Raw genomic sequence first — 25,983 nt, 5'->3', positions numbered from 1 at the left:
TTGTCATTCATGGCCGAAGGCGGTGGACAATGGCCGAACGGTGTTCACCATAGCCCCCCGCCTGCAAGGCGTTACCGCGTGCCGAGTGCGTCCAGAATGCGGACCCACGAGCGGATGCCCTTGTGGAAGGACGCGAGCTCGTATTTCTCATTGGGCGAGTGGATGCGGTCGTCGGAAAGACCGAACCCGACCAGCAGCGATTCCATGCCGAGCATCCGCTGGAAATCGCCGACGATCGGTATGGAGCCGCCCATGCCGATGACCACGGCGGGCTTCGGCCATTCATCCGAAAGTGCCGCCTTCGCCGTGCTCAGCAGCGCCGAATCATAGGGCAGATGAATAGCCGGCGAACCGCCGTGCGCATGAAATTCGACGGAGCAGTCCGCCGGAATTTTCGAGCGCACATAGGCGCGGAAGCTCTCCCGGATCTTTGCCGGGTCCTGCTTGCCGACCAGGCGGAACGAAACCTTGGCGGAGGCTTCTGCAGCGATCACCGTCTTGAATCCTTCGCCGGTATAGCCCCCGGTGATGCCGTTGATCTCCGCCGTCGGCCGCGCCCAGGTGAGTTCGAGCACGGAGCGGCCCCTTTCGCCGGAGGGGATAGAGAGGCCGATCTCGCCGAGGAATTTCTCGGCGGTCTGGCCGAGCGTTTCCCAGCCCGCCTTGATCTCGGTCGGCGTCTCCTCGACGCCTTCGTAGAAATCGTCGAGCGTCACGCGGCCGGTCTCGTCGTGAAGGCCAGCGAGAATTTCGGCCAGGATATGGATCGGGTTCGCCGCCGCGCCACCGAAATAACCGGAGTGCAGGTCGCGGTCCGCCGCCTTGACGACGACCTCCTCGCCGACGAGGCCCCGCAAGCCGGCCGAAATCGCGGGCGTGTCCCGGTCCCACATGCTGGTATCGCAGACAAGAGCGTAGTCGGCCTTGAGTTCACCGGCATTGGCTTCGAGGAAGGGTTTGAGCGACGGAGAGCCGGATTCCTCTTCGCCCTCGAAGAGAATGGTGATGCGGCAGGGCAAGCCGCCACGGGTTTCCTTATAGGCGCGCACTGCCTCGACGAAGGTCATCAACTGGCCCTTGTCATCGGCCGTACCCCGGCCGGTGATGATTTTGCGGCCGGGCTCGACCTCCTTGACGGAGGGCTCGAAGGGCGGGGTCTCCCAGAGGTTCAGGGGATCGACCGGCTGCACATCGTAATGGCCGTAGAAGAGCAGGTGCGGAGCGTCCGCTTTCTCGGCAGCGTGATGGGCGACGACCATCGGATGGCCGGGCGTGTCGCGAACCGAGGCTTCGAAGCCGATCGCTCCGAGTTCCGCCACCAGCCACTCCGCAGCCTTGCGGCACTCCTCCTTGAAGGCGGGATCGGTGGAAATGGACTTGATGCGGACGAGGTCGAAGAGCCGCTCGAGGCTTTTCGGGAGATTTGCGTCGGCGCGCTCGAGAACCGGGGTGATATCTGCCATCATGCGAATCCTTTTTGGGTTTTCGCGGCGAAACTAGAATCGAAACCCGGCGGCTTTAAGCGAAAACTTTTGATGCAACGATAAATTGTCGGGTGAAATCAGGAGGCGTCGCCGTGGCGCGCCGTATTCGCGAGCGCCATGCGCATATATTCGAGCATCAGTTCTTTCTCGAAGCGGCGAAAGCCGGAAAGCAGCGACTGCTCCGCTGCAGCAGCAGCCTCCTTCGCAGCGGCCTCCATCTTGCGGGCACGTTCGGTCAGGAATATCTGCTGCGAACGCTTGTCGTTAGGATGCTTGCGGCGGACGATGAGGCCGTCTCGCTCCATTCGGGCGAGCGTATTGGCCATGGTTGCCTGCTCGATGTCGAGCCGGTCGAGAAGCTGTCTCTGAGTCAGCCCTTCCTCGGACCATAATTCCAGGAGGACCGGGAATTGCCCGGGGGCAAAGCCGAGTTTCTGACCGCGCTCCTGCAGGGCGCGCGAGAAACCCCTCGCCAACAAGCTGGCCAGGTAAGTCGCAGATTCCATACGATTGAAGGCCATGTCTATGCCTACGCGGGAAGGAGCGCGAAGACAAGTTACAATGCCTGCAATGAAGCCGAACCGCGCCGACTTCACGGGGATTTGAGGCTGTGTGGCGATCCACTTTTCGACTGACGGGCATAGGCAACAAAAAACCGCCACGGCGCGGAGGCTGCGCCGTGGCGGCTCTTTGAAAGCGGGACAAAGGCCCGGAGAGGGGGATGAGGCCTTTGTCCTCATCTGGTGCGGGCGGGGGACAGGCCAATCACCAGACTCACGGCATTGAATGATTGCCGCTCGACATGATTTGTGGAGTCAAATGTGGCATTTCAAGGATAGGGAGACTGAATCGCGCATTACAAATGCGTAACGTTTGCGTGAGTGTTCGGCACCCGAATATCAGGGTTCCGGCAGGCCTTTGTCGCTCCACTTAAATGGGGTAGCGCCGGAAAAGCGCAATGGACCTTTCCCCTGCCTCGCGCTATCCATGGCCGCATGAAAAACGGTGATCATCTCTTCCTCGTCGACGGCTCGGGCTTCATCTTCCGGGCGTTCCACGCCATCCCGCCGCTCAACCGCAAGTCGGACGGGCTTCCCGTCAATGCGGTTGCGGGATTCTGCAACATGCTCTGGAAGCTTTTGACCGACGCGCGCGACACCTCCGTCGGCGTGACGCCGACGCATTTGGCCGTGATCTTCGACTATTCCTCGAAGACCTTCCGCAACGGGCTCTACGACCAGTACAAGGCCAACCGTACGGCGCCGCCGGAGGATCTGATTCCGCAGTTCGGGCTCATCCGCCACGCCACCCGCGCTTTCAACCTGCCCTGCATCGAGAAGGAGGGCTACGAGGCCGACGACCTCATCGCGACCTATGCGCGGCTTGCCGAGGAGGCGGGCGCCGACGTGACCATCGTTTCCTCCGACAAGGACCTCATGCAGCTCGTCACGCCGAAAGTGTCGATGTACGACAGCATGAAGGACAAGCAGATCACCGTTCCGGACGTGATCGAAAAGTGGGGCGTGCCCCCGGAAAAGATGATCGATCTCCAGGCCATGACCGGCGATTCGACCGACAACGTGCCGGGCATCCCCGGGATCGGGCCGAAGACGGCAGCCCAGCTCCTCGAAGAATATGGCGATCTGGACACGCTGCTCGAACGGGCTGGCGAGATCAAACAGCAGAAGCGGCGCGAGTCCATCATCGCCAATGCCGATCTGGCGCGCCTTTCGCGTGAGCTCGTGACGTTGAAGAAGGACACGCCGCTCGACGTTCCGCCCGAGGACTTCAGGCTCGATTCGCAGGACGGCCCGAAGCTCATCGCATTCCTGAAGGCGATGGAATTCACCACGCTCACGCGCCGCGTCGCAGCGGCGACCGATACGGATGCGGAAGCGATCGAACCGGCTCATGTGCCGGTCGAATGGGGCGCGCAGGCGCATGGACCGGATCTGGACGTCGGCGAGGCCGGCGGCCCGCCGCCGTCGCCGCAATCATCGAGCGCGACGCCGCCCAGGGGAAATGCGGCCAGGGCGGCTGTCTCGTTCCTCTCCTCCGGCCAGGATGCCGATACGACCGGCGCGACGCCCGCGGGCCTCGCCGAGGCGCGTGCGGCCTATTTCGGCAAAGCCGCCTTCGATCATTCCGGATATCTCACCATCCGCGATCTCGATACGCTCAAGCGTTGGATCGCCGACGCCCGCGAGGCGGGGCTCGTCGGCTTCGACACCCAGGCGACGTCGCCCGACGCCATGCGCGCCGACCTCGTCGGCTTTTCGCTCGCGGTCGCCGATTACGCGAACGACCCGTCGGGCTCCAGGATCAGGGCGGCCTATGTGCCGCTCGCGCACAAGAGCGGCGTCAGCGACCTCCTGGGGGGTGGACCTGTCGACAGCCAGGTACCGGTCCGCGAGGCCCTTAGCCGGATAAAGGACCTGCTGGAGGACCCGTCCGTCCTGAAGGTCGGGCAGAACCTGAAATACGGCTATCTCGTGATGAAGCGGCACGGCATCGCCATGCGAAGCTTCGACGACACGATGCTGATGTCCTATGTGCTCGATGCCGGCAACGGCGCCCACGGCATGGATTCGCTTGCCGAGCGGTGGCTCGGCCACAAGCCGATCGCCTATAAGGACGTCACCGGCACCGGCCGGTCTTCGCTCACCTTCGACTTCGTCGACATCGACAAGGCGACGACCTATGCGGCCGAGGATGCGGATATCGCGCTGAGGCTTTGGCATGTGCTGAAGCCCCGGCTCGCCGCCAAGGGGTTGACGCGCGTCTACGAGCGACTGGAGCGGCCGCTGATTTCTGTCCTTGCCGGGATGGAGGAACGCGGCATAACCATCGACCGGCAGATCCTGTCACGCCTTTCCGGCGAGCTGGCACAGGGGGCGGCGGCGCTCGAAGACGAGATCTATCGCCTAGCCGGCGAGACATTCACCATCGGCTCGCCGAAGCAGCTCGGCGACATTCTCTTCGGCAAGATGGGCCTTCCGGGCGGCTCCAAGACCAAGACCGGGCAATGGTCGACCTCCGCGCAGGTGCTCGAAGACCTCGCGGCCGCCGGGCACGACCTGCCTCGCAAGATCGTCGACTGGCGGCAGCTGACCAAGTTGAAATCGACCTACACCGACGCCCTTCCCGGCTTCGTGCATCCGGAGACGAGGCGCGTCCACACCTGTTTTGCAATGGCTGCGACGGCGACCGGGCGGCTTTCCTCCTCCGATCCGAACCTGCAGAACATTCCGATCAGGACCGGCGAAGGCCGCAAGATCCGCACGGCCTTCGTGGCGGCGCCGGGACACAAGCTGGTCTCGGCCGACTATAGCCAGATCGAGCTGAGAGTGCTCGCCCATGTGGCCGACATCCCGCAGCTGCGCCAGGCTTTCGCCGATGGCGTCGACATCCATGCGATGACGGCTTCCGAAATGTTCGGCGTGCCGGTGGACGGCATGCCGAGCGAGATCCGCCGCCGCGCCAAGGCGATCAATTTCGGCATCATCTACGGCATCTCCGCCTTCGGGCTAGCCAACCAGCTTTCGATCGAGCGTTCGGAGGCGGGTGACTACATCAAACGCTATTTCGAACGCTTCCCCGGCATTCGCGACTATATGGAGAACACCAAGGCTTTTGCCCGCGAGAACGGCTATGTCGAGACGATCTTCGGACGCCGGGCCCACTACCCGGACATCCGCTCGTCCAATCCGTCGATGCGCGCCTTCAACGAGCGCGCTTCGATCAACGCCCCGATCCAGGGCTCGGCCGCCGACATCATCCGCCGCGCGATGGTCAAGATGGAGCCGGCGCTCGAAACAGCAAAGCTCTCCGCGCGAATGCTGCTTCAGGTGCACGACGAGCTGATCTTCGAGGTGGAGGATGGCGAGATCGAGCGCACCATTCCGGTCATCATCTCGGTGATGGAGAACGCCGCTATGCCCGCGCTCGACATGAGGGTGCCTCTCAAGGTCGATGCGCGCGCGGCACACAACTGGGACGAGGCGCATTGAGGCCTGTTGAGATCTGGGATACCCGGCGGGCGCTCGTTTGATCCCTCCTCCCTTTGCTCGTCACAGGGATCCAGCCAGACCAGGTCCTTGGGCTGAAAGAATGCTTTCCGCGCCGCAGACGCGGCGCTGCTCGATCCCTGTGACGAGCACAGGGATGAGGGTAGAGAGGGGTGCGACCCCTCGGCAAGCTTCATAAACCAGGCTGACCATTCCCCCGCATATTCCCAAGCGAAAGTTGTAGGAGCCGCACATCCCCGGTCCCTCATTCCTGTGCTTGTCACAGGAATCCAGCCAGACCAAGTCCTTGGGCTGAAAGAACGCTTCCCGCGCCGCAGACCCGGCGCTGCTCTCCTCCCTGTGACGAGCACAGGGACGCGGCTTTTGCCAAAGTGGTGGTGTTTCAATCCCGCCCCGGAAGGACCCGGTCCGGCGGGCGATGGCCGTCGAAGAAGGTGCGGATGTTGATCACCACCTTCTCGCCCATGTCGATACGGCCTTCCAGCGTCGCCGAGCTCATATGCGGCAGGAGAACGACCTTTCCCTCGCCGGCGAGCTTGATGAGCTTCGGATTGACGGACGGCTCGTTCTCGAACACGTCGAGCCCGGCGCCGGCGATCTTGCCCTCGCGAAGGCTCTTGATCAGTGCCGCCTCGTCGATGATGCCGCCGCGCGCGGTGTTGACGATGTAGCTGTCGGGCCGCATCAGCGCCAGCCGCCGGGCCGAGAGCAGATGATAGGTCGCCGGGGTCGACGGGCAGTTGACGGAGACGATGTCGACGCGGGCGAGCATCTGGTCGAGGCTGTCCCAATAGGTCGCTTCCAGCATCTCCTCGGTTTCCGGTTTGACGCGGTGGCGATTGTGATAGTGGATCGAGAGCCCGAAGGCCTTGGCGCGGCGGGCGACGGCGGTGCCGATTCTCCCCATGCCGACGATGCCGATGCGTTTCCCGGCAATGCGCCGCCCCAGCATCCAGGTGGGAGACCAGCCTGCCCACTCCCCCTTGCGGTCGGTCAGCACCTGCGCACCTTCGGCGAGCCGGCGCGGCACCGCGAGGATCAGCGCCATGGTCATGTCGGCCGTGTCCTCCGTCAGGACGTTCGGCGTGTTGGTGACGGTTATGCCCTTGCGCGCGGCCGCATCCACATCGATGTTGTCGACGCCGTTCGAGAAGGCGGCAATGAGCTTCAGCTGCGGCCCGGCCTGCTCGATCAGAGCCGCATCGATCCGGTCCGTCACCGTCGGCACGAGCACGTCGGCCCGTTTGACCGCGGCGACCAGCTCCGGCTGGCTGCGCGGCGTGTCATCGATGTTCAGCTCCGCGTCGAAGAGCTCACGCATCCTGGTTTCGACGACATCCGGCAGTTTGCGGGTGATGTAGACCGTTGGCTTTTTCTTGCTTGTCATTGCTGTGAGCGGCGCCCTCGTTGACGGGTCCTTAACCAAGTCGGGTGATAGTTCTCCCTACAGCCGCAATTTCTACCAGACCCGGTGGGGAACACAATTGAAACTCGCCGCCCCGTGCGGGGATTTGAAAAGTGCGGGAATCTGCGAGCGCCTGGCCGGTCAGCACCGCAAGGGCTTGCGCCAAGCCCTGCTTACCTTCGGAAGATGAGCTTCGTCATGCGTCACTTCATTTCACGAGTTTCCACCCTCACGATGGCAGCCTTGCTCGGAGCGGTCTTGACGGCCGGCACCGCCCAGGCGCAGGCGGCGAAGGGGCCGAGCGGCCTTCCCCTCCCCCGCTTCGTCAGCCTGAAGGCGAAAAGCGTGAACTTGAGAATCGGCCCGAGCGTCGACTATGCCGTCGCGTTCCGCTATCTCAAATCCGGCGTGCCGGTCGAGATCATCCAGGAGTATGACAACTGGCGCCGTATCCGCGACGCCGACGGAACCGAGGGCTGGGTCAACCAGGCGCTTCTCTCCGGCGACCGCACGGCGCTGGCGGCCCCGTGGATGCGCAGCAAGGGAGAGGGTGTATTTGTCAACATGCGGCGCGATCCGCAGAGCACGGCGCCGATCGTCGCGCGCGTCGAACCAGGCGTCATGCTGCACATCGGCGAATGCAACGGCGACTGGTGCCATGCCGACACGCAAGGGGTCGAAGGCTGGATTGCCCAGAGCGAGATCTGGGGCGCCTATCCCGGCGAGGCCTTCAAGTAAGCGGTGCGGGAGGGCGTAAGCTCCCCGGTTTCTGGCGTTCGAGCTTCGAAATGAGATCGGCGACGAGCTCGTCGGGGCTCTTCTTCGCGGTGTCGATGACGAGGGGTCGCGATCCCCAATCTTCGTAAACGCGATCGATAATCTCTTCCCAGCTTGGTTTCGTCAGACCCGGTACGTCGGAAAGCCGCGTTTCCGCGCGCCGGCGATGTTCCGCCTTGTCCGAGCAGACGACCTCCACCTCGAACGCCCGTACCGCCGATCGGTCTGCCACCGCGAGCCAGGCGTCCCGCGTCACGCCCAGGCCATTGACGGAATCCGCGACGACGGTGTGGCCGAGCGTGAGGTTGTCTTCAGCCACCCCGTAGGCCGCTACATATCCTGCGGCCCCGACGTCGGAGCCCGGACCGCCCGAAACCCGGATGCATTGCTCGATCGTATCGACGCGCACATGCACCGCGCGCAATCGCTTCGCCAAAGCGCGAGCAATCGTCGTCTTCCCGGATCCGGGCAAGCCTCCCAAGATGATGAGCATGAACGCGGGCTTTCGATTGGCCGGTCGGACGAGCGCCTCAGACGAGAGCTGCCTGCCGGGCAGCGGTTGCAAGCGAGACCAGCGGCCGCGGGCCGATCTGGCCTATGACGATACCGGCTGCCAGATTGCCGAGCCTGCTGCACTCCTCGAGCGAGCGGCCGCTGGTATAGCCGAAGAGGAAGCCGGCGGCATAGAGATCGCCGGCGCCGGTGGTGTCGACCACCTGCTCCAGAACGCTCGCGCCGACACGTACGCGCTCAGCGCCGCGCACGACGACGGAGCCTTCCTCGCTCAGCGTGACCGCCGCAAGCTTGCAGTCCTTGACCAGCAGCTCGAGCGCGCGATCGAAGTCCTCGGTCTCGTAAAGCGCGAGCGCCTCCTGCCGGTTGGCGAAGACGATATCGACCGTGCCCGAGCGCATGAGTTCGAGAAACTCGCTGCGGTAGCGATGCACGCAGAAACTGTCGGACAGCGTCATCGCCGTTTCCCGCCCATGGGCGTGGGCGATGCGCGCCGCTTCGCGGATCGCATCCTTGGCACGTGGCGGGTCCCACAGATAGCCTTCGAAATAGGTGACCTTCGACTGGGCGACGACGTCGTCCTCGACGTCCTCCGGGCCGAGCTCGACGCAGGCGCCGAGATAGGTGTTCATCGAGCGCTCGCCGTCCTCGGTCACGAAAATCATCGAGCGGGCCGTCGGAGGATGGCCGTCGAGCGGCTTCGTCTGAAAATGGACGCCCTGTGCGCGGATATCATGGGTGAAGATTTCGCCGAGCTGGTCGTCGGCGACCTTGCCGAAATAGGCGGCGCGGCCGCCGAGGCTCGCGACGCCAGCCGCCGTATTGCCGGCGCTGCCGCCGGAGGCTTCGACCGCCGGTCCCATTCTCGAATAGAGCAGTTCGGCACGATCGGCATTGATGAGGTTCATCGCGCCCTTGATGATGCCGTTTTCTTCGAGAAAGCTGTCATCGCAGCGCGCAATGATATCGACGATCGCGTTGCCGATCGTCAGAACGTCGTATTTTGCCATGAACTCCGTCCGGGTTTCCTTGGTGACCGGTGTTCGTTAATAGCGGTTTTCCGGCCATTTGGAAGACGCAACAGCGTTATGCGCTTCTTCAAATGCGGGAAGGCTCCCGCATGCGGCGGAATTCGGAGATGCCGACGATCACGTCGGCAGCGCCTTTGCGTCATCGGCGGCGGCGAACTCGGCGCTTGGCGGGATCGGTTTAATGATGTCGATCATCACGCCGTTCGGATCGGCCGTGATGAAATGACGCTGGCCGAAGTCTTCGTCGCAGATCGGCTTGAGGATGGGCAGGCCCGCGTCACGCATCGTGGCATAGAGCCGATCGGGATCTTCCACCTCGAAATTCAGGAGCAGACCCTGCACCGGCGCCCGGTGCCGTTCGGGCACCGTCTCATGACGGTAATCGAGCACCGCGAGCGTCACATGTCCGTTTTCGGTCGACTGGAGGTGCATGTACCAATCGCTCACGAAAAGCGCCTCGAAGCCTAGATGCCTGACGTAGAAATCCGCCGTCTGCCGAACGTCCTGCGTCATGATCACCGGATAATAGCTTGTCGATTTCATCTTTCCCTCCGTTTTTCGATAACATACAATCTGCATGTATCCGTTCAATAACATACAGGCTGCATGTATGCAACAGAAAGAACCAAGACGCTCCAACCGGGAACGCTCCGATACAACCCGCACGGCGATCCTTGATGCCGCACGCGCGCTCTTCGTCTCCAGAGGCTACGCCGAAACGGCGACGCCGGACATCGTTGCCGCAGCCGGGCTCACGCGCGGCGCGCTCTATCACCACTTCGAGGACAAGAAGGCGCTGTTTCGGGCGATCGTCGAACGGGAAGCACGTGACGTCGCGGCGACGATCGAGCAATTGGCCGGTGCTCCCCTCCCACCCCGTGAGGCACTCCTTGCAGGAGCGGCGGGCTATTTCGACGCCATGGCCGTTCCGGGCAGGGTACGCCTGCTGTTGCTCGACGGGCCGGCCGTGCTGGGCGTCACCGAAATGGCGGCTCTCGACGCCGCCCATGGCGGCAGAACGCTGGAGGAAGGCCTCGCTGCCGCCATGGCTCCGCACCGTCTGGAGGAGAAGACGGTCAAGGCGATGGCATTCCTGTTATCGGCCGCCTTCGACCGCGCTGCGCTCGAGATCGATGCGGGCGCCGCACGGGCCGACTATGCCTACGCCATCGACAGGCTGATCGATCGCCTGATCGCTCAATGAGCGGCGAGCGAGATCGCTTGCGGCGGCAATTCCACGAGCGGCGCCGGGATGTCGCAGGTCTTTTCCGGCGATTTGCAGAGGTCCGCTATCACGCAGCGCTCGCATTCCGGCCGGCGCGCCTTGCAGACGTAGCGGCCGTGCAGGATCAGCCAGTGATGGGCATGGAGCAGATAGTGCTCCGGGGTCACCCGCAGGAGGTGGGCCTCCACCTCGTCCGGCGTCTTGCCCGGGGCAAGGCGGATACGGTTGGCGATGCGGAAGATATGGGTGTCGACGGCCATCGTCGGCTGACCGAAGGCCATGGAGAGCACGACATTGGCGGTCTTTCGCCCGACGCCGGGCAGCGTCACGAGCTCCTCGCGCGTGCGCGGCACCTCGCCGCCGAAGTCGGTGATGAGCTTCTCGGAGAGAGCGATGACGTTTTTCGCCTTGTTGCGGTAGAGGCCGATCGTCTTGATATAATCGCGAACCCGTTCCTCGCCGAGCGCCAGCATCTTTTCCGGTGTATCGGCGACAGCGAAGAGCTGCCGGGTCGCCTTGTTGACGCCGGCATCCGTCGCCTGCGCCGAAAGAGCGACCGCCACGACGAGCGTGAACGGATTGACGTGCTCGAGCTCGCCCTTCGGTTCCGGACGCTGCACCGAAAATCGGCGGAAGATTTCCTCGACTTCCGCCCTGCGGTAGGCACTGCGCGGCCCCGTGCGGCGCGTTGTCGCTTTCGCCGGCTTCGGCGCTTTCGGTGGCGATTTGAGCTTCACGTTTTTCATGCTGCATCTATAGTCAAGGGTCATGATCAAAGGCAACGCTGCGCCAAACATCGATGACGAGCCGATCTTTGCGGCCGAACTCACCCCCTACCGCTCGCTGGGACATAGGGGCCTCAAGATTTTCCTGATGATCGCCGGCATCATGAGCCTGATGCACATCGTCGTGTTTCTGGTCATCGGCGCCTGGCCGGTCGTCTTTTTCTTCGGCCTCGATTTCGTCCTGCTCTTCGGTGCCTTCTGGCTCAACTACCACACTGCGCGGGCCCGCGAGGAGGTCAGCGTTTCGCGCACCGACGTGTCGGTCAGGAAGTTCGCGCCCTCGGGGAGGATGATAGAGCACCGCTTCAACACCTTCTGGGCGCGCTTCAGCATCAAGCGTCATCAGGAGATCGGCATCGTGTCGATGAAGATCAGTGGCGGCGGCCGGCAGACCGATATCGGCTCCTTCCTCAACCGCGACGACCGCGAAACCTTCGCCGTCGCCTTCGCCCGGGCGCTGGCGACCGCCAGGTCGCGTTGAGCCGGTTGGCCGACAAGAATCGGGTGGTTATAGCATCGCCTGCATGATTATCTGTGGCACAAGGAGATGATCATGAACGTCGTTACATCCATTCCCACCGACATCACCCCGGAAGGCACCGACTACGACACGGTCAGGCGTGTGATCGCGATGCTGACCGAAGACTATCGCGAGCAGCCGTCGCTCGAGTCGCTCGCCCGGCACCTCGGCCAGTCGCCGACACAGCTCCAGAAGGTCTTCACCCGTTGGGCCGGGCTTTCGCCGAAGGCCTTCCTGCAGGCGGTCACCCTCGATCATGCCAAGCGGCTCCTGCGCCAGGAAGACATGCCCTTGCTCGAGACCAGCATCGAGGTCGGTCTGTCAGGTCCGAGCCGGCTGCACGATCTTTTCGTCACCCATGAGGCGATGTCGCCCGGCGAGTGGAAGGCGCGCGGCGCCGGCCTCACCATCCGCTACGGCTTTCACCCCTCGCCCTTCGGCACGGCCCTGGTGATGGTGACCGACCGCGGCCTCGCCGGCCTTGCCTTCGCCGATTCGGGCGAGGAGCGCGCGAGCTTCGAAGACATGGCCGCCCGGTGGCCGAACGCCGCCTATGTCGAGGACAGCGCGGCGACGGCGCGCTATGCGGCACGCATTTTCGACCCCGACCGCTGGTGCGCGGAAGAGCCGCTCCGGATTTTCCTGATCGGTTCGGATTTCCAGATCCGCGTATGGCAGACCCTGCTGCAGATTCCGCTTGGCAAGGCCACGACCTATTCCAGGATCGCCGAAAACCTCGGCCAGCCGACGGCCTCGCGTGCGGTCGGCGCCGCGGTCGGGCGCAACCCGATCTCCTTCGTCGTCCCCTGCCACCGTGCGCTCGGCAAGACCGGCGATCTCACCGGCTATCACTGGGGCCTGACGCGCAAGCGCGCGATCCTCGGCTGGGAGGCCGGGAAGGCTTGAAGGGAGCATTCCTGGTATGATGGGGTAGGAAACAGGCCCCTCCCAAACCCCTGCCCCTTGTGGGGAGGGGTTCGGGAGGGGTTAAAACCCCTGCCATCAAGCGCCCTCAATGCGCCCCGGACATATCCCCGAGCACTTCCTTCGAAGCGACCGTCGAATCCGCGTTCAGCTTGTAGACCATCGGCACTCCGGTCGCGAGATTGAGCTTGAGGATCTGCTCCTTGGTCAGCTTGTCCAGCACCATGACGAGGGAGCGTAGCGAGTTGCCATGGGCGGCGACGAGCACCTTCTCGCCCGAAAGCACGCGCGGCAGGATGTCGGTCAGATAATAGGGCCAGACGCGCGCGCCGGTGTCGCGCAGGCTCTCGCCGCCGGGCGGCGGCACGTCGTAGGAGCGGCGCCAGATATGGACCTGTTCTTCGCCCCATTTCGCCCGGGCATCGTCCTTGTTGAGACCGGAGAGGTCGCCGTAGTCGCGCTCGTTCAAGGCTTGGTCGCGGACCGTTTCGAGCGATGACTGGCCGACGGCGTCGAGGACGAGCTGGCAGGTACGCTGGGCCCGGATGAGGACGGAGGTGAATGCGATGTCGAACTTGATGCCGTAATCGGCAAGCGCCTTGCCGCCGGCCTTTGCCTCCTCGATGCCGAGCTCGGTGAGGTCGGGATCGCGCCAGCCGGTGAAGAGGTTCTTCAGGTTCCAGTCGCTCTGGCCGTGCCGGACAAGGACGAGGGTGCCGCTCATTTCGATTTCCTCATTGTGAACTATCGGATGTCAGTCGAGCCCGAGAACGTCGAGCATTGAGTAAAGGCCGGGCTTTTGGCTCCGGCCCCAGAGGGCGGCAGCGACAGCGCCGCGGGCGAAGATGGAGCGGTCGGTCGCGCTGTGCGAAAGCGTGACAATCTCACCCTCTCCGGCAATCACAACCGAGTGCTCGCCGATGACGGAGCCGCCGCGAAGCGTCGCAAAACCGATTGACCCTTCGGGCCGCGCACCGGTGTGGCCGTCGCGGACCCGCACGGAGTGATCCGCAAGACCGATTCCGCGCCCCTTGGCCGCCGCTTCGCCAAGAAGCAGCGCCGTGCCCGAGGGCGCATCGACCTTGTGCTTGTGGTGCATTTCGAGGATCTCTATGTCCCAACCCCGGGCCGGAAGCGCGCGCGCCGCCTTTTCCGTAAGCACGCCGAGAAGGTTGACGCCGAGGCTCATATTGCCCGACTTGACGACGCGGGCATGACGGGCGGCGGCGCGGATCTTCGCCTCGTCATCCGCCGAGCAGCCGGTCGTGCCGATCACGTGGACGATGCGTGCCTGCGCCGCAAGGCCGGCGAATTCCACCGTGGCGGCGGGGGCCGTGAAGTCGAGGACGCCCTCGGCCTCGACAAAGGCTTCGAGCGGCTTGTCGGTAACGGCGACCCCCATCGGGCCGACACCGGCAAGCTCGCCGGCATCCCGGCCGATAAAGGGCGATCCGGTCCGCTCGATCGCGGCATGAAGGCTCACCCCGGCCGTCTCGTGAATGATCCGGATCAATGTCTGGCCCATACGGCCGGCCGCGCCGACCACAACGAGCTTCATGTCCGTTTCGTTCATCTGAAATTCCCTTGTGTTACAGGATCTGGGCCTCGGCGACCGTATCCGCTCCGCTGCCCTGGAGATTGTGGAGGCGAGCGTAAAGACCGTCCGGACGCCGCGCAAGCTCCTCATGGGAGCCCTCCTCGACGACGGTGCCCTCCTTCATGACGACGATCTTGTCGGCGTTGACGACGGTGGAAAGCCTGTGCGCGATGACGATGACGGTGCGGCCGCTCATCGCCTCTTCGAGCGCCTTCTGGACGGCGGCTTCCGACTCGGTGTCGAGCGCCGACGTCGCCTCGTCCAGCAGCAGGACGGGCGCGTTGCGGACGAGTGCGCGGGCGATCGACAGGCGCTGACGCTGGCCGCCGGAAAGCGTCACGCCATGCTCGCCGACGGGCGTATCGTAGCCCTGCGGCTGCGCCAGAATGAAATCATGCGCATAGGCCAGCCGCGCCGCTTCCTCGATCTCGGCATCGGTCGCATCGGGCCGGCCGTAGCGGATGTTGTCGCGGATCGAGCCTTCGAAGAGATAGGGCTGCTGCGAGACATAGGCGAGGCCGGCCCGAAGCGATTGCTTGGTGACGCCGGCGATATTCTGCCCGTCGATCAGGATCTCGCCGGACATCGGATCGTAGAAGCGCGGGATCAGGCTGATGATCGTCGACTTGCCGGCGCCCGAGGGGCCGACGAGAGCGGTGGTCTTGCCGCCCTCCGCACGGAAGCTGACGCCTTTGAGTATCTCGTCGCCGGTGCCATAGGCGAAGCGCACGTCGCGCAATTCGACGGTCGCCTCGCCGAGCCTCAGCTCGGTGGCGTCCGGACGGTCGCGCTGGTGCGGTACCGTATCGAGGATCTCGTAGATCATGCGGGCATTGACGGCCGCGCGTTCCAGCGAAACCTGCAGGCGCGCGAGACGGCGAGCCGGATCATAGGCCATGAGCAGGGCGGTGACGAAGGCGAAGAACGCTCCGGGCGGCACGTTGTGATAGATCGTGCGGAAGGCCGCATAGGCAAGCACGCTGGAGATCGCCAGTCCCGCGAAGGTCTCGGTCATCGGCGCCGTGCGCTCGCTCAGGCGCGCGATGCGATTTGCCCGGTTCTCGGCACGGTCGATGATCGACTCGACCTTGCGCCGCAATTCGTTCTCCATCGTGAAGGCCTTGACGATGGTGATGCCTTGGATGGTCTCCTGCATGGCGCCGAGTACCCGGCTGTTGACCTCGACGGCTTCGCGCGTCGCCAGGCGCAGGCGTCTGGAAATGTAGCGGAGCCCGAGGAGCAATGGCGGCGCGACGAAGAAGACGATCAGCGACAGGAGCCAGTCCTTGCTGAACATGACCACGACCAGGCCGATCAGCGTCAGGAGGTCGCGGGCGACGGACGTGACCGTCATGTTGAGCACGTCGCGGATGCCGCTGACGTTCTGGCTGACTTTGGCGGCGAGCTGAGCCGAGCGGTGCTCGTGGAAATAGCCGACGCTGAGCGCCATCAGATGCGCATAAAGCCGGCGCTGATAGCGCGCCACGATGTTGTTGCCGATCTTGGAAAGGGCGACCGCCTGCCCGTAGGTCGCAAGCCCCCTGAGAACGAAGGCGGCGAAGATCGCACCGCAGATCAGGAGTACGATGTCGGCGCGCCTGTTGGCGAAGGCCTCGTTGACGACCGCCTCCATGATCCAGGCGGTGAAGCCGGTCGTTGCCGCCACCACGACAAGGCATGCGATTGCGAAAGCATAGCCACGAATGTGGTCGCGGCCGTTCTCGGCGATGACGCGCCTGAGGATTCCCGTGATCGTTTCGGAATCGACTGCGCGCTTGTTTCTATCCTTGGCGTTCAATAAGCCCGTCTTCCCTGAGCCCGCTCGCGTACCGCACCCCGGCATCGCTTTCGGGGGCTCTATAGTGCTTTGCTGCCGTTTTGGCGAGTCTCTGCGCCGGGCGCAGCGTCACCTTCTCCAGCGGCGTCCCTCCATTGCAACACCGAAGTCCCTCGGCGTGCGGGCAAAGGCCGCGAGGCCGGAGAGCGCCGCCATGGGGTGAATGACGGCGAAGGTCGGAATCGTCCGCATCAACGCCGAATGCGGCGCCTTGTCCTCGAAGGCCGCGCGAAATTCGGGCTTCGTCAGTGCCGGCAGTATTTTTTGCGAAATGCCGCCGGCAAGGAATACCCCGCCGCGCGCCATGAAAATCAGCGCCATGTCGCCGGCAACGCGCCCGAGATAGGTCGCAAAGAGCGACACGGTTTCGACCGCCGCCGCATCGGCGCCGGACAGGGCGCTCGTCGTCACGGCCGCCTGATCCGCAAGAACCGCTTCCTCGCCATTGGCCGCGCAGACCGCGCGATAGAGATTCATGATGCCGCGGCCGCACAGGATCTGCTCGCCGGCCATACGTCCCTCGATCGGTTCGAGGAAGGGCCAGATCCGGAAGTCGCGCTCCGTTCGGGGGCCAATATCGACATGGCCGCCCTCGCCGGGCACGGGTATCCAGGTATGCTGCGCATAGACCAGTCCAGCGACGCCAAGACCGGTACCCGGGCCGAGCACGACGCGCGAATGGAAGGGCCGGACGGCGCCGCCGCCAATCTGAACGACATCCTGATCGGCCGGCGCGGCAATGGCGAGCGCCTGGGCCTCGAAGTCGTTGATGACCAGCACGTCCTCCAGTCCGAGGCTGGCCAGCATGTCCATCGGGCGAATCACCCAGCCGGCATTCGTCAGCGGTATCTCGTCGCCCTTGATCGGCCCGGCTACGGCGAGGATCGCCGAGCGCGGCTGGACGGAGGTCTTGTCGAGGATGCTTTTCTGCATCGCCTCCTCGATCGTGGCGAAATCGCCCGTTCTGATCGGGGCAAGCTGCTTCGGTTCGCCGTAGGCGTCGATGAGCAATGCGAACCGGGCATTGGTGCCGCCGATGTCGCCGATCAGGATCGGGAAGGGAAAGCTGTGTTCACTCGCATTGGGCATGGCAGAGGTCCGTCCTGATCGCGGCGTGAATGTCCGGGGTTTATGTATCAGTTGCGCCTGAAGTCGATCAACTGCTCGGCAGTCGCGCGGTTGAGCGCCATAGGGATGTCATAGACGATCGCGAGCCGCATCAGTGCCTTGACGTCGACGTCGTGCGGCATGGCCGTCAACGGATCGACGAAGAAGATCAGGCAGTCCACGTCCCCCGTGGCGATCAGCGCGCCGATCTGCTGGTCGCCGCCGAGCGGACCGCTCTTCAACCGGACGATGTCGAGCGCCGGACACACGTCGAGGACTCGTGCGCCGGTCGTCCCCGTGGCGACGATCTTCCACTTGGAGAGGACCGCCTCGTTCGCCTTGGCAAAAGACGCGAGGTCATCCTTCTTCTGATCATGGGCGATCAGGGCGAGACATTTCCGATCTGCCATGCGAGAGCCCCCCGGCAAGGTTCATGGCGCACAGATGCAGCAGGCACACTCATGCGAACCGATTTAAATCGATTGAACGCCTATACATGAGCATCGGCAAATTGCAATGGCGCTACTGCAGGCCCGGCCGCGGCAAGGGTACGGGAATGTTCGCGGGCAGCCCTTCGCCTGCCGCGCTGATTACGGCCTCTATGCTGGTCGCGGCAGCCGGAATGGCGGCAGGAGCGCGATAGGCCGTGCCGTAGGTCGCCTCCTGTTCCGAAGCGGGTGCCGGACCGTTCAGCACGAGGGCGCAGGCCTTCGGCAAATCGGCGAGAGTCGCGAATTTCGGCTTCTGCGGCTTCGCGGCCGGCTTTTGGGTCGGCTTTGCCCAGGGCTCGTCCGTGAACCACCAGGCGAGCGACTTGTCGCAGCCGTCACCCGCCGGAACCACGGCCTGGTCCTTGCAGCCCTTGGAGCCTTCAGGGCATTTGATCCGGATGTGGAAATGATAGTCGTGGCCGTAGATCGGCCGGACCTTGCCGAGCGCCGAGCGGTCGCCCTTCCAGGTTTCACATAGCTTTTTCTTGATGGCCGGGTTGACGAAGACCCGTTCGACCTGCGGATAGCTCGCCGCCATCATGATCAGCCGGGCGTGAGAGGGTGTCCAGATGGAGGGATCGACCGTCAGAAACTTGCTCTTGTCGAGCATGGACGTCGCGGAAATCGTCTCGCGCTCCTGGTAGCTCAGCGTCCGCTGCGGCATCGGCGTCAGCCAGATATCCGCATCGAGCCCGATCTGATGCGAAGCGTGACCCGAAAGCATCGGCCCGCCGCGCGGCTGCGAGATATCGCCGAGCAGAAGGCCGGGCCAGCCGATCTTCTCGACGGCATCGTGGGAGAAGCGCTCGATCAGAGCGATCATCGCGGGATGCCCCCAGCGACGGTTTCGCGACAGGCGCATCGCCTGCCAAGTCGGGCCGTCGGTGGGGATGGCGACCCCGCCGGCAAGGCAACCCTTGGAGTAGAAGCCGAACGAAGCCGGCGCCGCCTGCATCGGCAGGTCCTTGGCGCCGAAGAGTTCCTTGGCCGGGGGAGCGTCGTTTGCAGCCGCCTCGGCGGAGACGAGGCTCACCCCCATGATCAGAGCCAGGACGGTCGAACCGCAGCGCCGAAGCGCAGCCCGCGCATCAAATCTCATTCCATTCCCCATAACCTTGCTTTACCGAATGTTTTCTTGCTCGTCCCGATCAAAGGACAAAAACATGCGGCAGCCTGAAGCGTTGCAGCGACCTTTGCGCGTCTGGCAGGACGCGCGGCGCTCTCGGTCCGCCGCCCTCTCCTATCCTGATTCGCCGCGGTTGCAGCAGCCTTGCGACTCACCGGGATGTGACCAAAGAATTTCGCCTGATTTTGGGCAGGTTCTGTCAATTGCCCTGATTTCGCCTATGTTCGTTAAAAAAGAACATTGAAACAAAAAGGGGTACCGGCCGGATGCCAAACTTCTGCAGGACCGTGAAGCCTGGCCTCGCGGCCTCGTTTCTGACAGCAGCGCTTCTCCTCGTTCCTCCTGCGTCCAACGCCGAGGAACAGCCCGTCTGGCGCCACGCTACGTCGTCGGTCGGAGAACCCAAATACAAGGACGGCTTCCCGCGCTTCGATTACGTCAATCCGGATGCTCCAAAGGGCGGAGAGCTGCGGCTCTCGGAGAACGGGACGTTCGACTCGTTCAACCCGATCCTCGCCAAGGGTGAGGTGGCGACCGGCCTTTCTTCGCTGGTCTTCGAAACGCTCCTGAAATCCGCCGAGGACGAGATCACCACATCCTACGGCCTGCTCGCAGAGGCGATCTCATATCCCGCCGATATCTCCTCCGCCACTTTTCGCCTGCGGGCAGAGGCCAAGTGGGCAGACGGCAAACCGGTGACCCCGGAGGATGTCGTCTTCTCCTTCAACATGGTGAAAGAGCACAATCCGCTTTTTTCCAACTACTATCGCCACGTTATTTCGGCGGAAAAGACAGGCGAACGCGAGGTCATCTTCCGTTTCGACGAGAAGAATAACCACGAACTGCCGAACATTCTCGGCCAGTTTCCGATCCTGCCGAAGCACTGGTGGGAAGGGCAGGACGCCAAGGGGAGCAAGCGCGATATCAGCCGCACGACGCTGGAGCCGGTCATGGGCTCCGGCCCCTACAAGATCGCCTCGTTCCAGGCGGGCGGCTCGATCCGCTTTGAATTGCGGGACGACTATTGGGGCAAGGATCTCAACGTGAATGTCGGCCGATATAATTTCCGCACCATCAATTACGCCTTCTTCAGCGACAGGAGCGTGCAGTTCGAGGCCTTCCGTGCCGGCAATGTCGATTTCTATCAGGACAACAGCGCAAGCCATTGGGCCACGGCCTACGACTTTCCAGCGATGAAAGACGGCCGGGTGATCCGAGAGGAGATCGAAAACCCGTTGCGCGCTACCGGCATAATGCAGGCCTTCGTACCCAATATGCGCCGCGAAAAATTCAAGGACCAGCGGGTGCGCGAAGCGTTGAACTACGCCTTCGACTTCGAGGATCTGAATCGCAGCCTCGCACACAACGCGTTTCAGCGCGTCGACAGTTATTTCTGGGGCACGGAGCTTGCCTCCTCCGGCCTGCCCGAAGGACGCGAGAAAGAAATCCTTGAAGAACTGAAAGACAAGGTTCCTGCCGCCGTTTTCACCACACCCTACAAGAACCCTGTCAACGGCGATCCCCAAAAGGTGCGCGACAACCTGCGCACGGCGCTCGCACTCTTCAAGGAGGCGGGTTACGAACTGAAGGGCAGCCGGTTGGTGAACGCGAAGACCGGGGAGCCGTTCAGCTTCGAGATCCTTCTGTCCAATCCTTCCTTCGAACGAACGGTCACACCGTTCGTGAACAGCGTAAGGAAGATCGGGATAGATGCTCGCATCCGCACCGTCGACGACTCGCAATACACCAACCGCGTCAGAAGTTACGACTATGACATGATCTACGGCATCTGGGCACAAACGCTCGTGCCCGGCAACGAACAGAGCGACTATTGGGGTTCGGCCTCAGTAAACCAGCCGGGATCAAGGAACTACGCCGGCATCGCTGATCCGGCAATTGACGAACTTATCCGGAGAATCGTGTTCGCGCCGAACCGCGAGGAGCTGGTCGCGACGACACGGGCGCTCGACCGCGTGCTTCTCGCACATCACTACGTCGTGCCGCTTTTCTACTCGAAGGCCTTGCGCGTTGCCTACTGGAACCACCTGGCACGCCCGAAGGAGCTTCCCTATTACGGGATGGATTTCCCGGATTCGTGGTGGTCGAAAAACGCGGCTGCAAAATGAAGCTCTTGCGCTCAGGAGCTGTCTCGATTCCAAATGCGGGAAACGAATCACGAAACACGAACGGCTCCGCAGAGGCCGCAGCCGCTGGGAGATGTAGGATTTGAGGCACATTAGAGCAATTCCAGTCGACGCTGCGCCGGTCTGCTTCGCCAGCAATTCGTCGATCCAGAGGTTCGCCTGATGGGTGCCTATATCCTGCGCCGGCTCCTGCTGATGATCCCGACGATCGTCGGCATCATGGCCATCTCCTTCGCCGTGGTGCAGTTCGCGCCGGGCGGGCCGGTGGAGCAGGTGATCTCCGACCTCACCAACGCGGCCGGCTCCGACAGGCTTTCCGGCAATGCCGGCGACCTCATGCCTATCGGCGGCGGCGACGGCGGGCAGTATCGCGGGGCGCAAGGGCTCGATCCCGATTTCATCGCCAAGCTCGAAAAGCAGTTCGGCTTCGACAAGCCGCCGCTCGAGCGCTTCGTCACGATGATGTGGGATTATATCCGCTTCGACTTCGGCGAGAGCTTCTTCCGCAATACGCCGGTCATCGACCTCATCATCCAGAAAATGCCGGTTTCGATCTCGCTCGGGGTCTGGATCCTGATCTTTTCCTATGCGATCTCGATCCCGCTCGGCATCAAGAAGGCGGTCTCCGACGGATCCACCTTCGACGTCTGGACCTCCGGGGTCATCATCGTCGGCTATGCGGTGCCGAGTTTCCTCTTCGGCATTCTCCTGATCGTGCTTTTTGCGGGCGGATCCTTCTTCGACTGGTTCCCCCTGCGCGGCCTCGTCTCCGACAATTTCGACCAGCTTCCCTGGTACGAGAAGATCCTCGATTATTTCTGGCACATGACGCTGCCGCTGATCACGCTTCTGCTTTCCGCCTTCGCGACCACGACGCTGCTCACCAAGAATTCCTTCATCGACGAGATCAAGAAACAATATGTGACGACGGCGCGGGCCAAGGGCCTGACCGAGCGGCGCGTTCTCTACGGCCATGTGTTCCGCAATGCGATGCTGATCATCATTGCGGGCTTTCCCGGTGCCTTCATCTCCGCCTTCTTCACCGGGTCGCTGCTCATCGAATACATATTCTCGCTCGATGGGCTGGGGCGGCTCGGCTATGACGCGGTCGTCAAACGCGACTATCCCATCGTCTTCGCGACCCTCTTCATCTATTCGCTGATGGGCCTTGTCGTCAGCCTCGTCTCGGACCTCATCTACACCTGGGTCGACCCACGCATCGATTTCGAGCGGAGGGACGTCTGATGAGCACCGCTACCGCCTATGCCGGCGCGCCGGAAAAGGGCTGGCTCACGCCGATCGGGCGCCGCCGCTGGCAGAATTTCAAGGCCAACCGCCGCGGCTACTGGTCTCTCTGGCTCTTCCTTCTCCTCTTCGGCCTCAGCCTGTTTGCGGAATTCATCGCCAACGACAAGCCGATCCTCGCCTCCTACAAGGGCGAGATCCTGGTTCCGGTGCTGATCGATTATCCGGAAGAGAAATTCGGCGGCTTCCTCGCCGAGACCGACTATCGGTCCGATTTCGTCCGCGACGAGATCGAGGCGAACGGCTGGATGGTCTGGCCGCCGATCCGCTATTCCTACCAGACGGTCAACTCCAGCATCCCCCATTCGGCGCCGACGCCCCCTTTCTGGCTGATGAGCGAAGAAGAGCGCTGCTCCGCCTATCCGCAAGGGGTCGACGACCCCGGATGCATAGCCGGCAACCTGAACTGGCTCGGCACCGACGACCAGGCCCGCGACGTGATGGCGCGGATGATCTACGGTTTTCGCATCTCGGTCCTATTCGGTCTCGCGCTGACCATCGCCTCGGCGGTGATCGGGGTTTCGGCCGGTGCCGTGCAGGGTTATTTCGGCGGCTGGACCGATCTGCTCATGCAGCGCTTCATCGAGATCTGGTCGTCGATGCCGGTGCTCTACATCCTGCTCATCATCGCCGCCATCCTGCCGCCGGGCTTCTTCATCCTGCTCGGCATCATGCTGCTCTTTTCCTGGGTCGGTTTCGTCGGCGTCGTCAGGGCCGAATTCCTGCGCGCCCGCAATTTCGAATATGTCAACGCGGCGCGCGCGCTCGGCGTCGGCAACGGCACCATCATGTACCGTCACCTGCTGCCGAACGCGATGGTGGCGACGCTCACCTTCCTGCCCTTCATTCTTTCGGGCTCGATCACCACGCTCACCTCGCTCGACTTTCTCGGCTTCGGCATGCCTCCGGGTTCCCCGTCGCTCGGCGAGATGATCGCGCAGGGCAAGTCCAACCTGCAGGCGCCCTGGCTGGGTCTGACCGCCTTCTTCGCCATGTCGATCATGCTGTCGCTTTTGATCTTCGTCGGCGAGGCGACGCGCGACGCCTTCGACCCGAGAAAGACGTTCCGGTGAGCGCGACGATGACAGATACCCTCCTTTCCGTGCGCGACCTCTCCGTCGCCTTCCACCAGGGCGGCGAAACCTCGCTTGCTGTCGACCGCATCTCCTTCGACATCAGGCGCGGCGAGACCGTGGCGCTGGTCGGAGAGTCCGGCTCGGGCAAATCCGTCTCCGCCAACTCGATCCTGAAGCTCCTGCCCTACCCCGCCGCAAGCCATCCGAGCGGCGAAATCCTCTTCAACGGGAAGGATCTCCTGAAGGCGAGCGACGACGAGCTCAGGCATGTCCGCGGCAACGACGTCACCATGATCTTTCAGGAGCCGATGACATCGCTCAATCCGCTGCACACGATCGAGCAGCAGATCGGCGAAATCCTGGATATCCATCAGCAACTCAAGGGTGCGGCCGCCCGCGCGAGAACGCTGGAGCTCCTCGAGCAGGTCGGCATTCGCGAAGCGGAGAAGCGGCTCGGCGCCTACCCGCATCAGCTTTCGGGCGGCCAGCGCCAGCGCGTGATGATAGCCATGGCTCTCGCCAACCGGCCGGAGCTCTTGATCGCCGACGAGCCGACGACGGCGCTCGACGTCACGGTGCAGGCGCAGATCCTCGAGCTTTTGAAGTCGCTCAAGGACGAGCACGGCATGTCCATGCTGTTCATCACCCACGACCTCGGCATCGTCCGCAAGATCGCCGATCGGGTCTGCGTCATGACCAAGGGCAAGATCGTCGAGACCGGACCGACCGCCGAGATCTTCGCCAATCCGCAGCACGCCTATACCCGCCACCTGCTTGCCTCCGAACCGCGGGGCGAACCGCCCCCCTCGGACGCCTCCAGGCCGATCGTGATCGAAGCCAAGGACATGAAAGTCTGGTTTCCCATCAAGGCGGGCTTCCTGCGCCGGGTGGTCGACCACGTCAAGGCGGTGGACGGCATCGACCTGACGCTCCGCGCCGGCCAGACGCTGGGCGTGGTCGGCGAGTCCGGTTCCGGCAAGACGACGCTTGGCCTTGCGCTGACGCGACTGATCTCGTCCAAGGGCCGCATCGCCTTCGTCGGGGAAGGCATCGACGCCTACAGTTTCCGCGAGATGCGGCCGCTCAGAAACCGGATGCAGGTGGTGTTTCAGGACCCTTACGGATCGCTGAGCCCGCGCATGTCGATCGCCGATATTATCGGCGAGGGTTTGAAGATCCACGAGAAGGCGCTGACGGACGGCGAGCGCGATCAGCGCGTCGCCGCAGCATTGGAAGAGGTCGGCCTCGATCCCGCGACGCGCTGGCGCTATCCGCACGAATTTTCCGGCGGCCAGCGCCAGCGCATCGCGATCGCCCGGGCGATGGTGCTGAAACCTCAGTTCGTCATGCTCGACGAGCCGACCTCCGCCCTCGACATGAGCGTGCAGGCCCAGGTGGTCGATCTCCTGCGCGATCTCCAGCGCAAGCACAATCTCGCCTATCTCTTCATCAGCCATGACCTCAGGGTCGTGCGCGCGCTCGCGAACGAAGTGATCGTCATGCGGCTCGGCAAGGTCGTTGAACAGGGACCCGCCGAGCGCATCTTCGAGGCGCCGGCGGAAGATTATACCAAGGCGCTGATGGCCGCCGCCTTCAACCTCGAAGCGGTCAATCTCGCCGCCATTCATCAGTAGAGTTGCGTCCATGTCCGCCAGAAGCCCCGTAATCGTCGACCTGAAATTCATCCCCGAGGAGGTCGAAGCCGCCCTTGCGGGCGCCTTTCCCGGCCGCGAGGTGATCGATCTCGCCGACCCGGCGCATCAGGGGCGCGACCTCTCCGGCATCGACTATGCGGTGGTCTGGAAATCCGCGCCGGACCTCTTCTCGCGCGCACCCGACCTCAAGGTGGTCTTTTCCGGCGGCGCCGGCGTCGACCACGTGCTGACGCTGCCGGACCTGCCCGACGTGCCGCTGGTGCGCTTCGTCGACCGGTCGCTGACGACGCGGATGAGCGAGTGGGTGGTGATGCAGTGCCTCCTGCATCTTCGCCAGCACCGCGCCTACGAGGCGCTGGCGAAAAAGCACGAATGGCGCGACCTCAGCCAGCCGGAAGCAGCCGAGGTGACGGTCGGCATCATGGGCATGGGCGTGCTTGGCCAGGACTCCGCCCGCAAGCTCGCCGTGATGGGCTTCAAGGTGATCGGCTGGTCGCGAAGCAAACGGGTGGTCGAGGGTGTAGAGACCTACGACGCCGCCGGACTGGACGCATTTCTCGGCAGGACGGATTTTCTCGTCGGCCTGCTGCCGCTGACGCCGGATACCAGGGGTATCTTCAACGCCGCCCTCTTCGCCAAGCTCAGCCGGAACGGGCCGTTCGGAGCGCCCGTTTTCATCAATGCCGGCCGTGGCGGCAGTCAGGTCGAGGCCGACATTCTGGACTGCCTCGATTCCGGTGTTCTCGGAGGCGCATCGCTCGACGTCTTCGAACAGGAGCCGCTCTCCCCGGAAAGCCGCTTCTGGGACATGCCGGATGTCTATGTGACGCCGCATGTCGCCGCTTCGTCCGACGTGAGGGCGCTCTTTGTGCATGTGGAGCACCAGATCGCGCGCTTCGAGCGCGGGCTGCCCCTCGAGCATGTGGTGGATAAGGTAGCCGGCTATTGATTGC

At 63.4% G+C, this 25,983-nt stretch carries 23 protein-coding genes; 10 read left to right on the top strand and 13 right to left on the bottom strand.

Translation table 11 applies throughout. The features are described 5' to 3' along the window. Nucleotides 1-71: 71 nt before the first annotated feature. Nucleotides 72-1,466, bottom strand: coding sequence for a M20/M25/M40 family metallo-hydrolase (locus ACTJKL_RS08060; RefSeq protein ID WP_100669896.1), 1,395 nt, complete (start codon nucleotides 1,464-1,466; stop codon nucleotides 72-74). A 95-nt stretch (nucleotides 1,467-1,561) separates the two neighbouring features. After that, entirely contained in the window at nucleotides 1,562-2,005 is a 444-nt protein-coding gene (locus tag ACTJKL_RS08055) for a MarR family winged helix-turn-helix transcriptional regulator (RefSeq protein WP_018093804.1), read from the bottom strand. A 474-nt stretch (nucleotides 2,006-2,479) separates the two neighbouring features. On the opposite strand from ACTJKL_RS08055, the gene polA reads away from it, so the two are divergent. Continuing rightward, the gene (polA, locus tag ACTJKL_RS08050; RefSeq protein ID WP_440852653.1) at nucleotides 2,480-5,494 is read left to right on the top strand and encodes a DNA polymerase I; all 3,015 of its coding nucleotides are present in this window, start codon (nucleotides 2,480-2,482) and stop codon (nucleotides 5,492-5,494) included. 400 nt (nucleotides 5,495-5,894) lie between these two features. Here polA and ACTJKL_RS08045 read toward each other — a convergent pair whose 3' ends face one another. Beyond that, on the bottom strand, nucleotides 5,895-6,899 hold the full coding sequence (locus ACTJKL_RS08045) for a 2-hydroxyacid dehydrogenase (RefSeq protein WP_003531928.1): 1,005 nt from the start codon (nucleotides 6,897-6,899) through the stop codon (nucleotides 5,895-5,897). Between the two features lie 252 nt (nucleotides 6,900-7,151). Here ACTJKL_RS08045 and ACTJKL_RS08040 point away from each other — a divergent pair, with 252 nt between their 5' ends. After that, on the top strand, nucleotides 7,152-7,655 hold the full coding sequence (locus tag ACTJKL_RS08040) for an SH3 domain-containing protein (protein ID WP_050563083.1): 504 nt from the start codon (nucleotides 7,152-7,154) through the stop codon (nucleotides 7,653-7,655). Here ACTJKL_RS08040 and ACTJKL_RS08035 read toward each other — a convergent pair. The 3 genes from ACTJKL_RS08035 to ACTJKL_RS08025 all read right to left on the bottom strand — a co-directional run bounded on the left by ACTJKL_RS08035 (nucleotide 7,648) and on the right by ACTJKL_RS08025 (nucleotide 9,781). Then, the gene (locus tag ACTJKL_RS08035; protein WP_440852652.1) at nucleotides 7,648-8,187 is read right to left on the bottom strand and encodes a P-loop nucleotide/nucleoside kinase family protein; all 540 of its coding nucleotides are present in this window, start codon (nucleotides 8,185-8,187) and stop codon (nucleotides 7,648-7,650) included. The two genes, ACTJKL_RS08040 and ACTJKL_RS08035, sit on opposite strands and share 8 nt — an antisense overlap. A 37-nt stretch (nucleotides 8,188-8,224) precedes the next feature. Beyond that, nucleotides 8,225-9,217 carry an adenosine kinase gene (locus ACTJKL_RS08030; RefSeq protein WP_440852651.1) on the bottom strand — a complete coding sequence of 331 codons (993 nt, stop codon included), beginning with the start codon at nucleotides 9,215-9,217 and terminating at the stop codon, nucleotides 8,225-8,227. Nucleotides 9,218-9,355: 138 nt separating this feature from the next. Continuing rightward, nucleotides 9,356-9,781, bottom strand: coding sequence for a VOC family protein (locus tag ACTJKL_RS08025; protein ID WP_440852650.1), 426 nt, complete (start codon nucleotides 9,779-9,781; stop codon nucleotides 9,356-9,358). A gap of 67 nt (nucleotides 9,782-9,848) precedes the next feature. On the opposite strand from ACTJKL_RS08025, the gene ACTJKL_RS08020 reads away from it, so the two are divergent. Further along, nucleotides 9,849-10,442 carry a TetR family transcriptional regulator gene (locus tag ACTJKL_RS08020; RefSeq protein WP_440852649.1) on the top strand — a complete coding sequence of 198 codons (594 nt, stop codon included), beginning with the start codon at nucleotides 9,849-9,851 and terminating at the stop codon, nucleotides 10,440-10,442. On the opposite strand, the gene nth is transcribed toward ACTJKL_RS08020, so the two are convergent. Beyond that, complete coding sequence (nth, locus tag ACTJKL_RS08015; RefSeq protein WP_440852648.1) at nucleotides 10,436-11,209, bottom strand: endonuclease III; 774 nt, start codon at nucleotides 11,207-11,209, stop codon at nucleotides 10,436-10,438. The two genes, ACTJKL_RS08020 and nth, sit on opposite strands and share 7 nt — an antisense overlap. 22 nt (nucleotides 11,210-11,231) lie before the next feature. On the opposite strand from nth, the gene ACTJKL_RS08010 reads away from it, so the two are divergent. Together ACTJKL_RS08010 and ACTJKL_RS08005 are read left to right on the top strand one after the other, a co-directional pair. Next, nucleotides 11,232-11,729 carry a DUF2244 domain-containing protein gene (locus ACTJKL_RS08010; protein WP_440852647.1) on the top strand — a complete coding sequence of 166 codons (498 nt, stop codon included), beginning with the start codon at nucleotides 11,232-11,234 and terminating at the stop codon, nucleotides 11,727-11,729. Between the two features lie 72 nt (nucleotides 11,730-11,801). Then, complete coding sequence (locus ACTJKL_RS08005) at nucleotides 11,802-12,674, top strand: methylated-DNA--[protein]-cysteine S-methyltransferase (protein ID WP_411932515.1); 873 nt, start codon at nucleotides 11,802-11,804, stop codon at nucleotides 12,672-12,674. A gap of 106 nt (nucleotides 12,675-12,780) precedes the next feature. On the opposite strand, the gene ACTJKL_RS08000 is transcribed toward ACTJKL_RS08005, so the two are convergent. The 6 genes from ACTJKL_RS08000 to mepA all read right to left on the bottom strand — a co-directional run bounded on the left by ACTJKL_RS08000 (nucleotide 12,781) and on the right by mepA (nucleotide 18,823). Beyond that, nucleotides 12,781-13,416 carry a 2,3-bisphosphoglycerate-dependent phosphoglycerate mutase gene (locus tag ACTJKL_RS08000; protein WP_018093794.1) on the bottom strand — a complete coding sequence of 212 codons (636 nt, stop codon included), beginning with the start codon at nucleotides 13,414-13,416 and terminating at the stop codon, nucleotides 12,781-12,783. Nucleotides 13,417-13,446: 30 nt separating this feature from the next. Next, on the bottom strand, nucleotides 13,447-14,265 hold the full coding sequence (gene dapB / locus ACTJKL_RS07995) for a 4-hydroxy-tetrahydrodipicolinate reductase (protein WP_379937171.1): 819 nt from the start codon (nucleotides 14,263-14,265) through the stop codon (nucleotides 13,447-13,449). A gap of 16 nt (nucleotides 14,266-14,281) precedes the next feature. After that, nucleotides 14,282-16,087 (bottom strand): ABC transporter ATP-binding protein, encoded by a 1,806-nt coding sequence (locus tag ACTJKL_RS07990; protein WP_100669905.1) that lies wholly within the window; start codon nucleotides 16,085-16,087, stop codon nucleotides 14,282-14,284. 108 nt (nucleotides 16,088-16,195) lie between these two features. After that, nucleotides 16,196-17,215, bottom strand: coding sequence for a glucokinase (locus ACTJKL_RS07985; protein ID WP_411932513.1), 1,020 nt, complete (start codon nucleotides 17,213-17,215; stop codon nucleotides 16,196-16,198). Between the two features lie 47 nt (nucleotides 17,216-17,262). Continuing rightward, nucleotides 17,263-17,643, bottom strand: a complete 381-nt coding sequence (locus tag ACTJKL_RS07980) for a methylglyoxal synthase (protein WP_275597014.1) — start codon at nucleotides 17,641-17,643, stop codon at nucleotides 17,263-17,265. 112 nt (nucleotides 17,644-17,755) lie between these two features. Then, nucleotides 17,756-18,823: a penicillin-insensitive murein endopeptidase gene (gene mepA, locus ACTJKL_RS07975; RefSeq protein ID WP_100670053.1), complete on the bottom strand. Its 1,068-nt coding sequence runs from the start codon at nucleotides 18,821-18,823 to the stop codon at nucleotides 17,756-17,758. A 293-nt stretch (nucleotides 18,824-19,116) separates the two neighbouring features. Between mepA and ACTJKL_RS07970 the strand changes: the two genes are divergently transcribed. The 5 genes from ACTJKL_RS07970 to ACTJKL_RS07950 all read left to right on the top strand — a co-directional run bounded on the left by ACTJKL_RS07970 (nucleotide 19,117) and on the right by ACTJKL_RS07950 (nucleotide 25,979). After that, nucleotides 19,117-20,976: an extracellular solute-binding protein gene (locus ACTJKL_RS07970; protein ID WP_440852646.1), complete on the top strand. Its 1,860-nt coding sequence runs from the start codon at nucleotides 19,117-19,119 to the stop codon at nucleotides 20,974-20,976. Nucleotides 20,977-21,156: 180 nt separating this feature from the next. Continuing rightward, the gene (locus ACTJKL_RS07965) at nucleotides 21,157-22,239 is read left to right on the top strand and encodes a microcin C ABC transporter permease YejB (protein WP_018093787.1); all 1,083 of its coding nucleotides are present in this window, start codon (nucleotides 21,157-21,159) and stop codon (nucleotides 22,237-22,239) included. After that, nucleotides 22,239-23,372, top strand: coding sequence for an ABC transporter permease (locus ACTJKL_RS07960; protein ID WP_324762660.1), 1,134 nt, complete (start codon nucleotides 22,239-22,241; stop codon nucleotides 23,370-23,372). The genes ACTJKL_RS07965 and ACTJKL_RS07960 overlap by 1 nt, the downstream gene beginning before the upstream one ends. A gap of 8 nt (nucleotides 23,373-23,380) precedes the next feature. Next, a complete protein-coding gene (locus tag ACTJKL_RS07955; RefSeq protein WP_440852645.1) occupies nucleotides 23,381-25,009 on the top strand; it encodes an ABC transporter ATP-binding protein in 1,629 nt (542 codons plus the stop codon). A gap of 10 nt (nucleotides 25,010-25,019) precedes the next feature. Next, nucleotides 25,020-25,979, top strand: coding sequence for a 2-hydroxyacid dehydrogenase (locus ACTJKL_RS07950; protein WP_440852644.1), 960 nt, complete (start codon nucleotides 25,020-25,022; stop codon nucleotides 25,977-25,979). The last annotated feature ends 4 nt before the right edge of the window (nucleotides 25,980-25,983 follow it).

The sequence above is a fragment of the Sinorhizobium sp. 22678 genome (assembly GCF_052044265.1).
Classification (GTDB): domain Bacteria; phylum Pseudomonadota; class Alphaproteobacteria; order Rhizobiales; family Rhizobiaceae; genus Sinorhizobium; species Sinorhizobium meliloti_A.
The sequence above is the reverse complement of the archived record's forward strand: the minus strand, read 5'-3'. Positions and strand labels throughout refer to the sequence as shown.

What these genes read in the sequence shown, in the direction of transcription:
- ACTJKL_RS08060 (WP_100669896.1), bottom strand. Translation starts at nt 1,466, where the DNA reads ATGATGGCAGATATCACCCCGGTTCTCGAGCGCGCCGACGCAAATCTC.
- ACTJKL_RS08055 (WP_018093804.1), bottom strand. Translation starts at nt 2,005, where the DNA reads ATGGCCTTCAATCGTATGGAATCTGCGACTTACCTGGCCAGCTTGTTG.
- polA (WP_440852653.1), top strand. Translation starts at nt 2,480, where the DNA reads ATGAAAAACGGTGATCATCTCTTCCTCGTCGACGGCTCGGGCTTCATC.
- ACTJKL_RS08045 (WP_003531928.1), bottom strand. Translation starts at nt 6,899, where the DNA reads ATGACAAGCAAGAAAAAGCCAACGGTCTACATCACCCGCAAACTGCCG.
- ACTJKL_RS08040 (WP_050563083.1), top strand. Translation starts at nt 7,152, where the DNA reads ATGGCAGCCTTGCTCGGAGCGGTCTTGACGGCCGGCACCGCCCAGGCG.
- ACTJKL_RS08035 (WP_440852652.1), bottom strand. Translation starts at nt 8,187, where the DNA reads ATGCTCATCATCTTGGGAGGCTTGCCCGGATCCGGGAAGACGACGATT.
- ACTJKL_RS08030 (WP_440852651.1), bottom strand. Translation starts at nt 9,217, where the DNA reads ATGGCAAAATACGACGTTCTGACGATCGGCAACGCGATCGTCGATATC.
- ACTJKL_RS08025 (WP_440852650.1), bottom strand. Translation starts at nt 9,781, where the DNA reads ATGAAATCGACAAGCTATTATCCGGTGATCATGACGCAGGACGTTCGG.
- ACTJKL_RS08020 (WP_440852649.1), top strand. Translation starts at nt 9,849, where the DNA reads ATGCAACAGAAAGAACCAAGACGCTCCAACCGGGAACGCTCCGATACA.
- nth (WP_440852648.1), bottom strand. Translation starts at nt 11,209, where the DNA reads ATGAAAAACGTGAAGCTCAAATCGCCACCGAAAGCGCCGAAGCCGGCG.
- ACTJKL_RS08010 (WP_440852647.1), top strand. Translation starts at nt 11,232, where the DNA reads ATGATCAAAGGCAACGCTGCGCCAAACATCGATGACGAGCCGATCTTT.
- ACTJKL_RS08005 (WP_411932515.1), top strand. Translation starts at nt 11,802, where the DNA reads ATGAACGTCGTTACATCCATTCCCACCGACATCACCCCGGAAGGCACC.
- ACTJKL_RS08000 (WP_018093794.1), bottom strand. Translation starts at nt 13,416, where the DNA reads ATGAGCGGCACCCTCGTCCTTGTCCGGCACGGCCAGAGCGACTGGAAC.
- dapB (WP_379937171.1), bottom strand. Translation starts at nt 14,265, where the DNA reads ATGAACGAAACGGACATGAAGCTCGTTGTGGTCGGCGCGGCCGGCCGT.
- ACTJKL_RS07985 (WP_411932513.1), bottom strand. Translation starts at nt 17,215, where the DNA reads ATGCCCAATGCGAGTGAACACAGCTTTCCCTTCCCGATCCTGATCGGC.
- ACTJKL_RS07980 (WP_275597014.1), bottom strand. Translation starts at nt 17,643, where the DNA reads ATGGCAGATCGGAAATGTCTCGCCCTGATCGCCCATGATCAGAAGAAG.
- mepA (WP_100670053.1), bottom strand. Translation starts at nt 18,823, where the DNA reads ATGAGATTTGATGCGCGGGCTGCGCTTCGGCGCTGCGGTTCGACCGTC.
- ACTJKL_RS07970 (WP_440852646.1), top strand. Translation starts at nt 19,117, where the DNA reads ATGCCAAACTTCTGCAGGACCGTGAAGCCTGGCCTCGCGGCCTCGTTT.
- ACTJKL_RS07965 (WP_018093787.1), top strand. Translation starts at nt 21,157, where the DNA reads ATGGGTGCCTATATCCTGCGCCGGCTCCTGCTGATGATCCCGACGATC.
- ACTJKL_RS07960 (WP_324762660.1), top strand. Translation starts at nt 22,239, where the DNA reads ATGAGCACCGCTACCGCCTATGCCGGCGCGCCGGAAAAGGGCTGGCTC.
- ACTJKL_RS07955 (WP_440852645.1), top strand. Translation starts at nt 23,381, where the DNA reads ATGACAGATACCCTCCTTTCCGTGCGCGACCTCTCCGTCGCCTTCCAC.
- ACTJKL_RS07950 (WP_440852644.1), top strand. Translation starts at nt 25,020, where the DNA reads ATGTCCGCCAGAAGCCCCGTAATCGTCGACCTGAAATTCATCCCCGAG.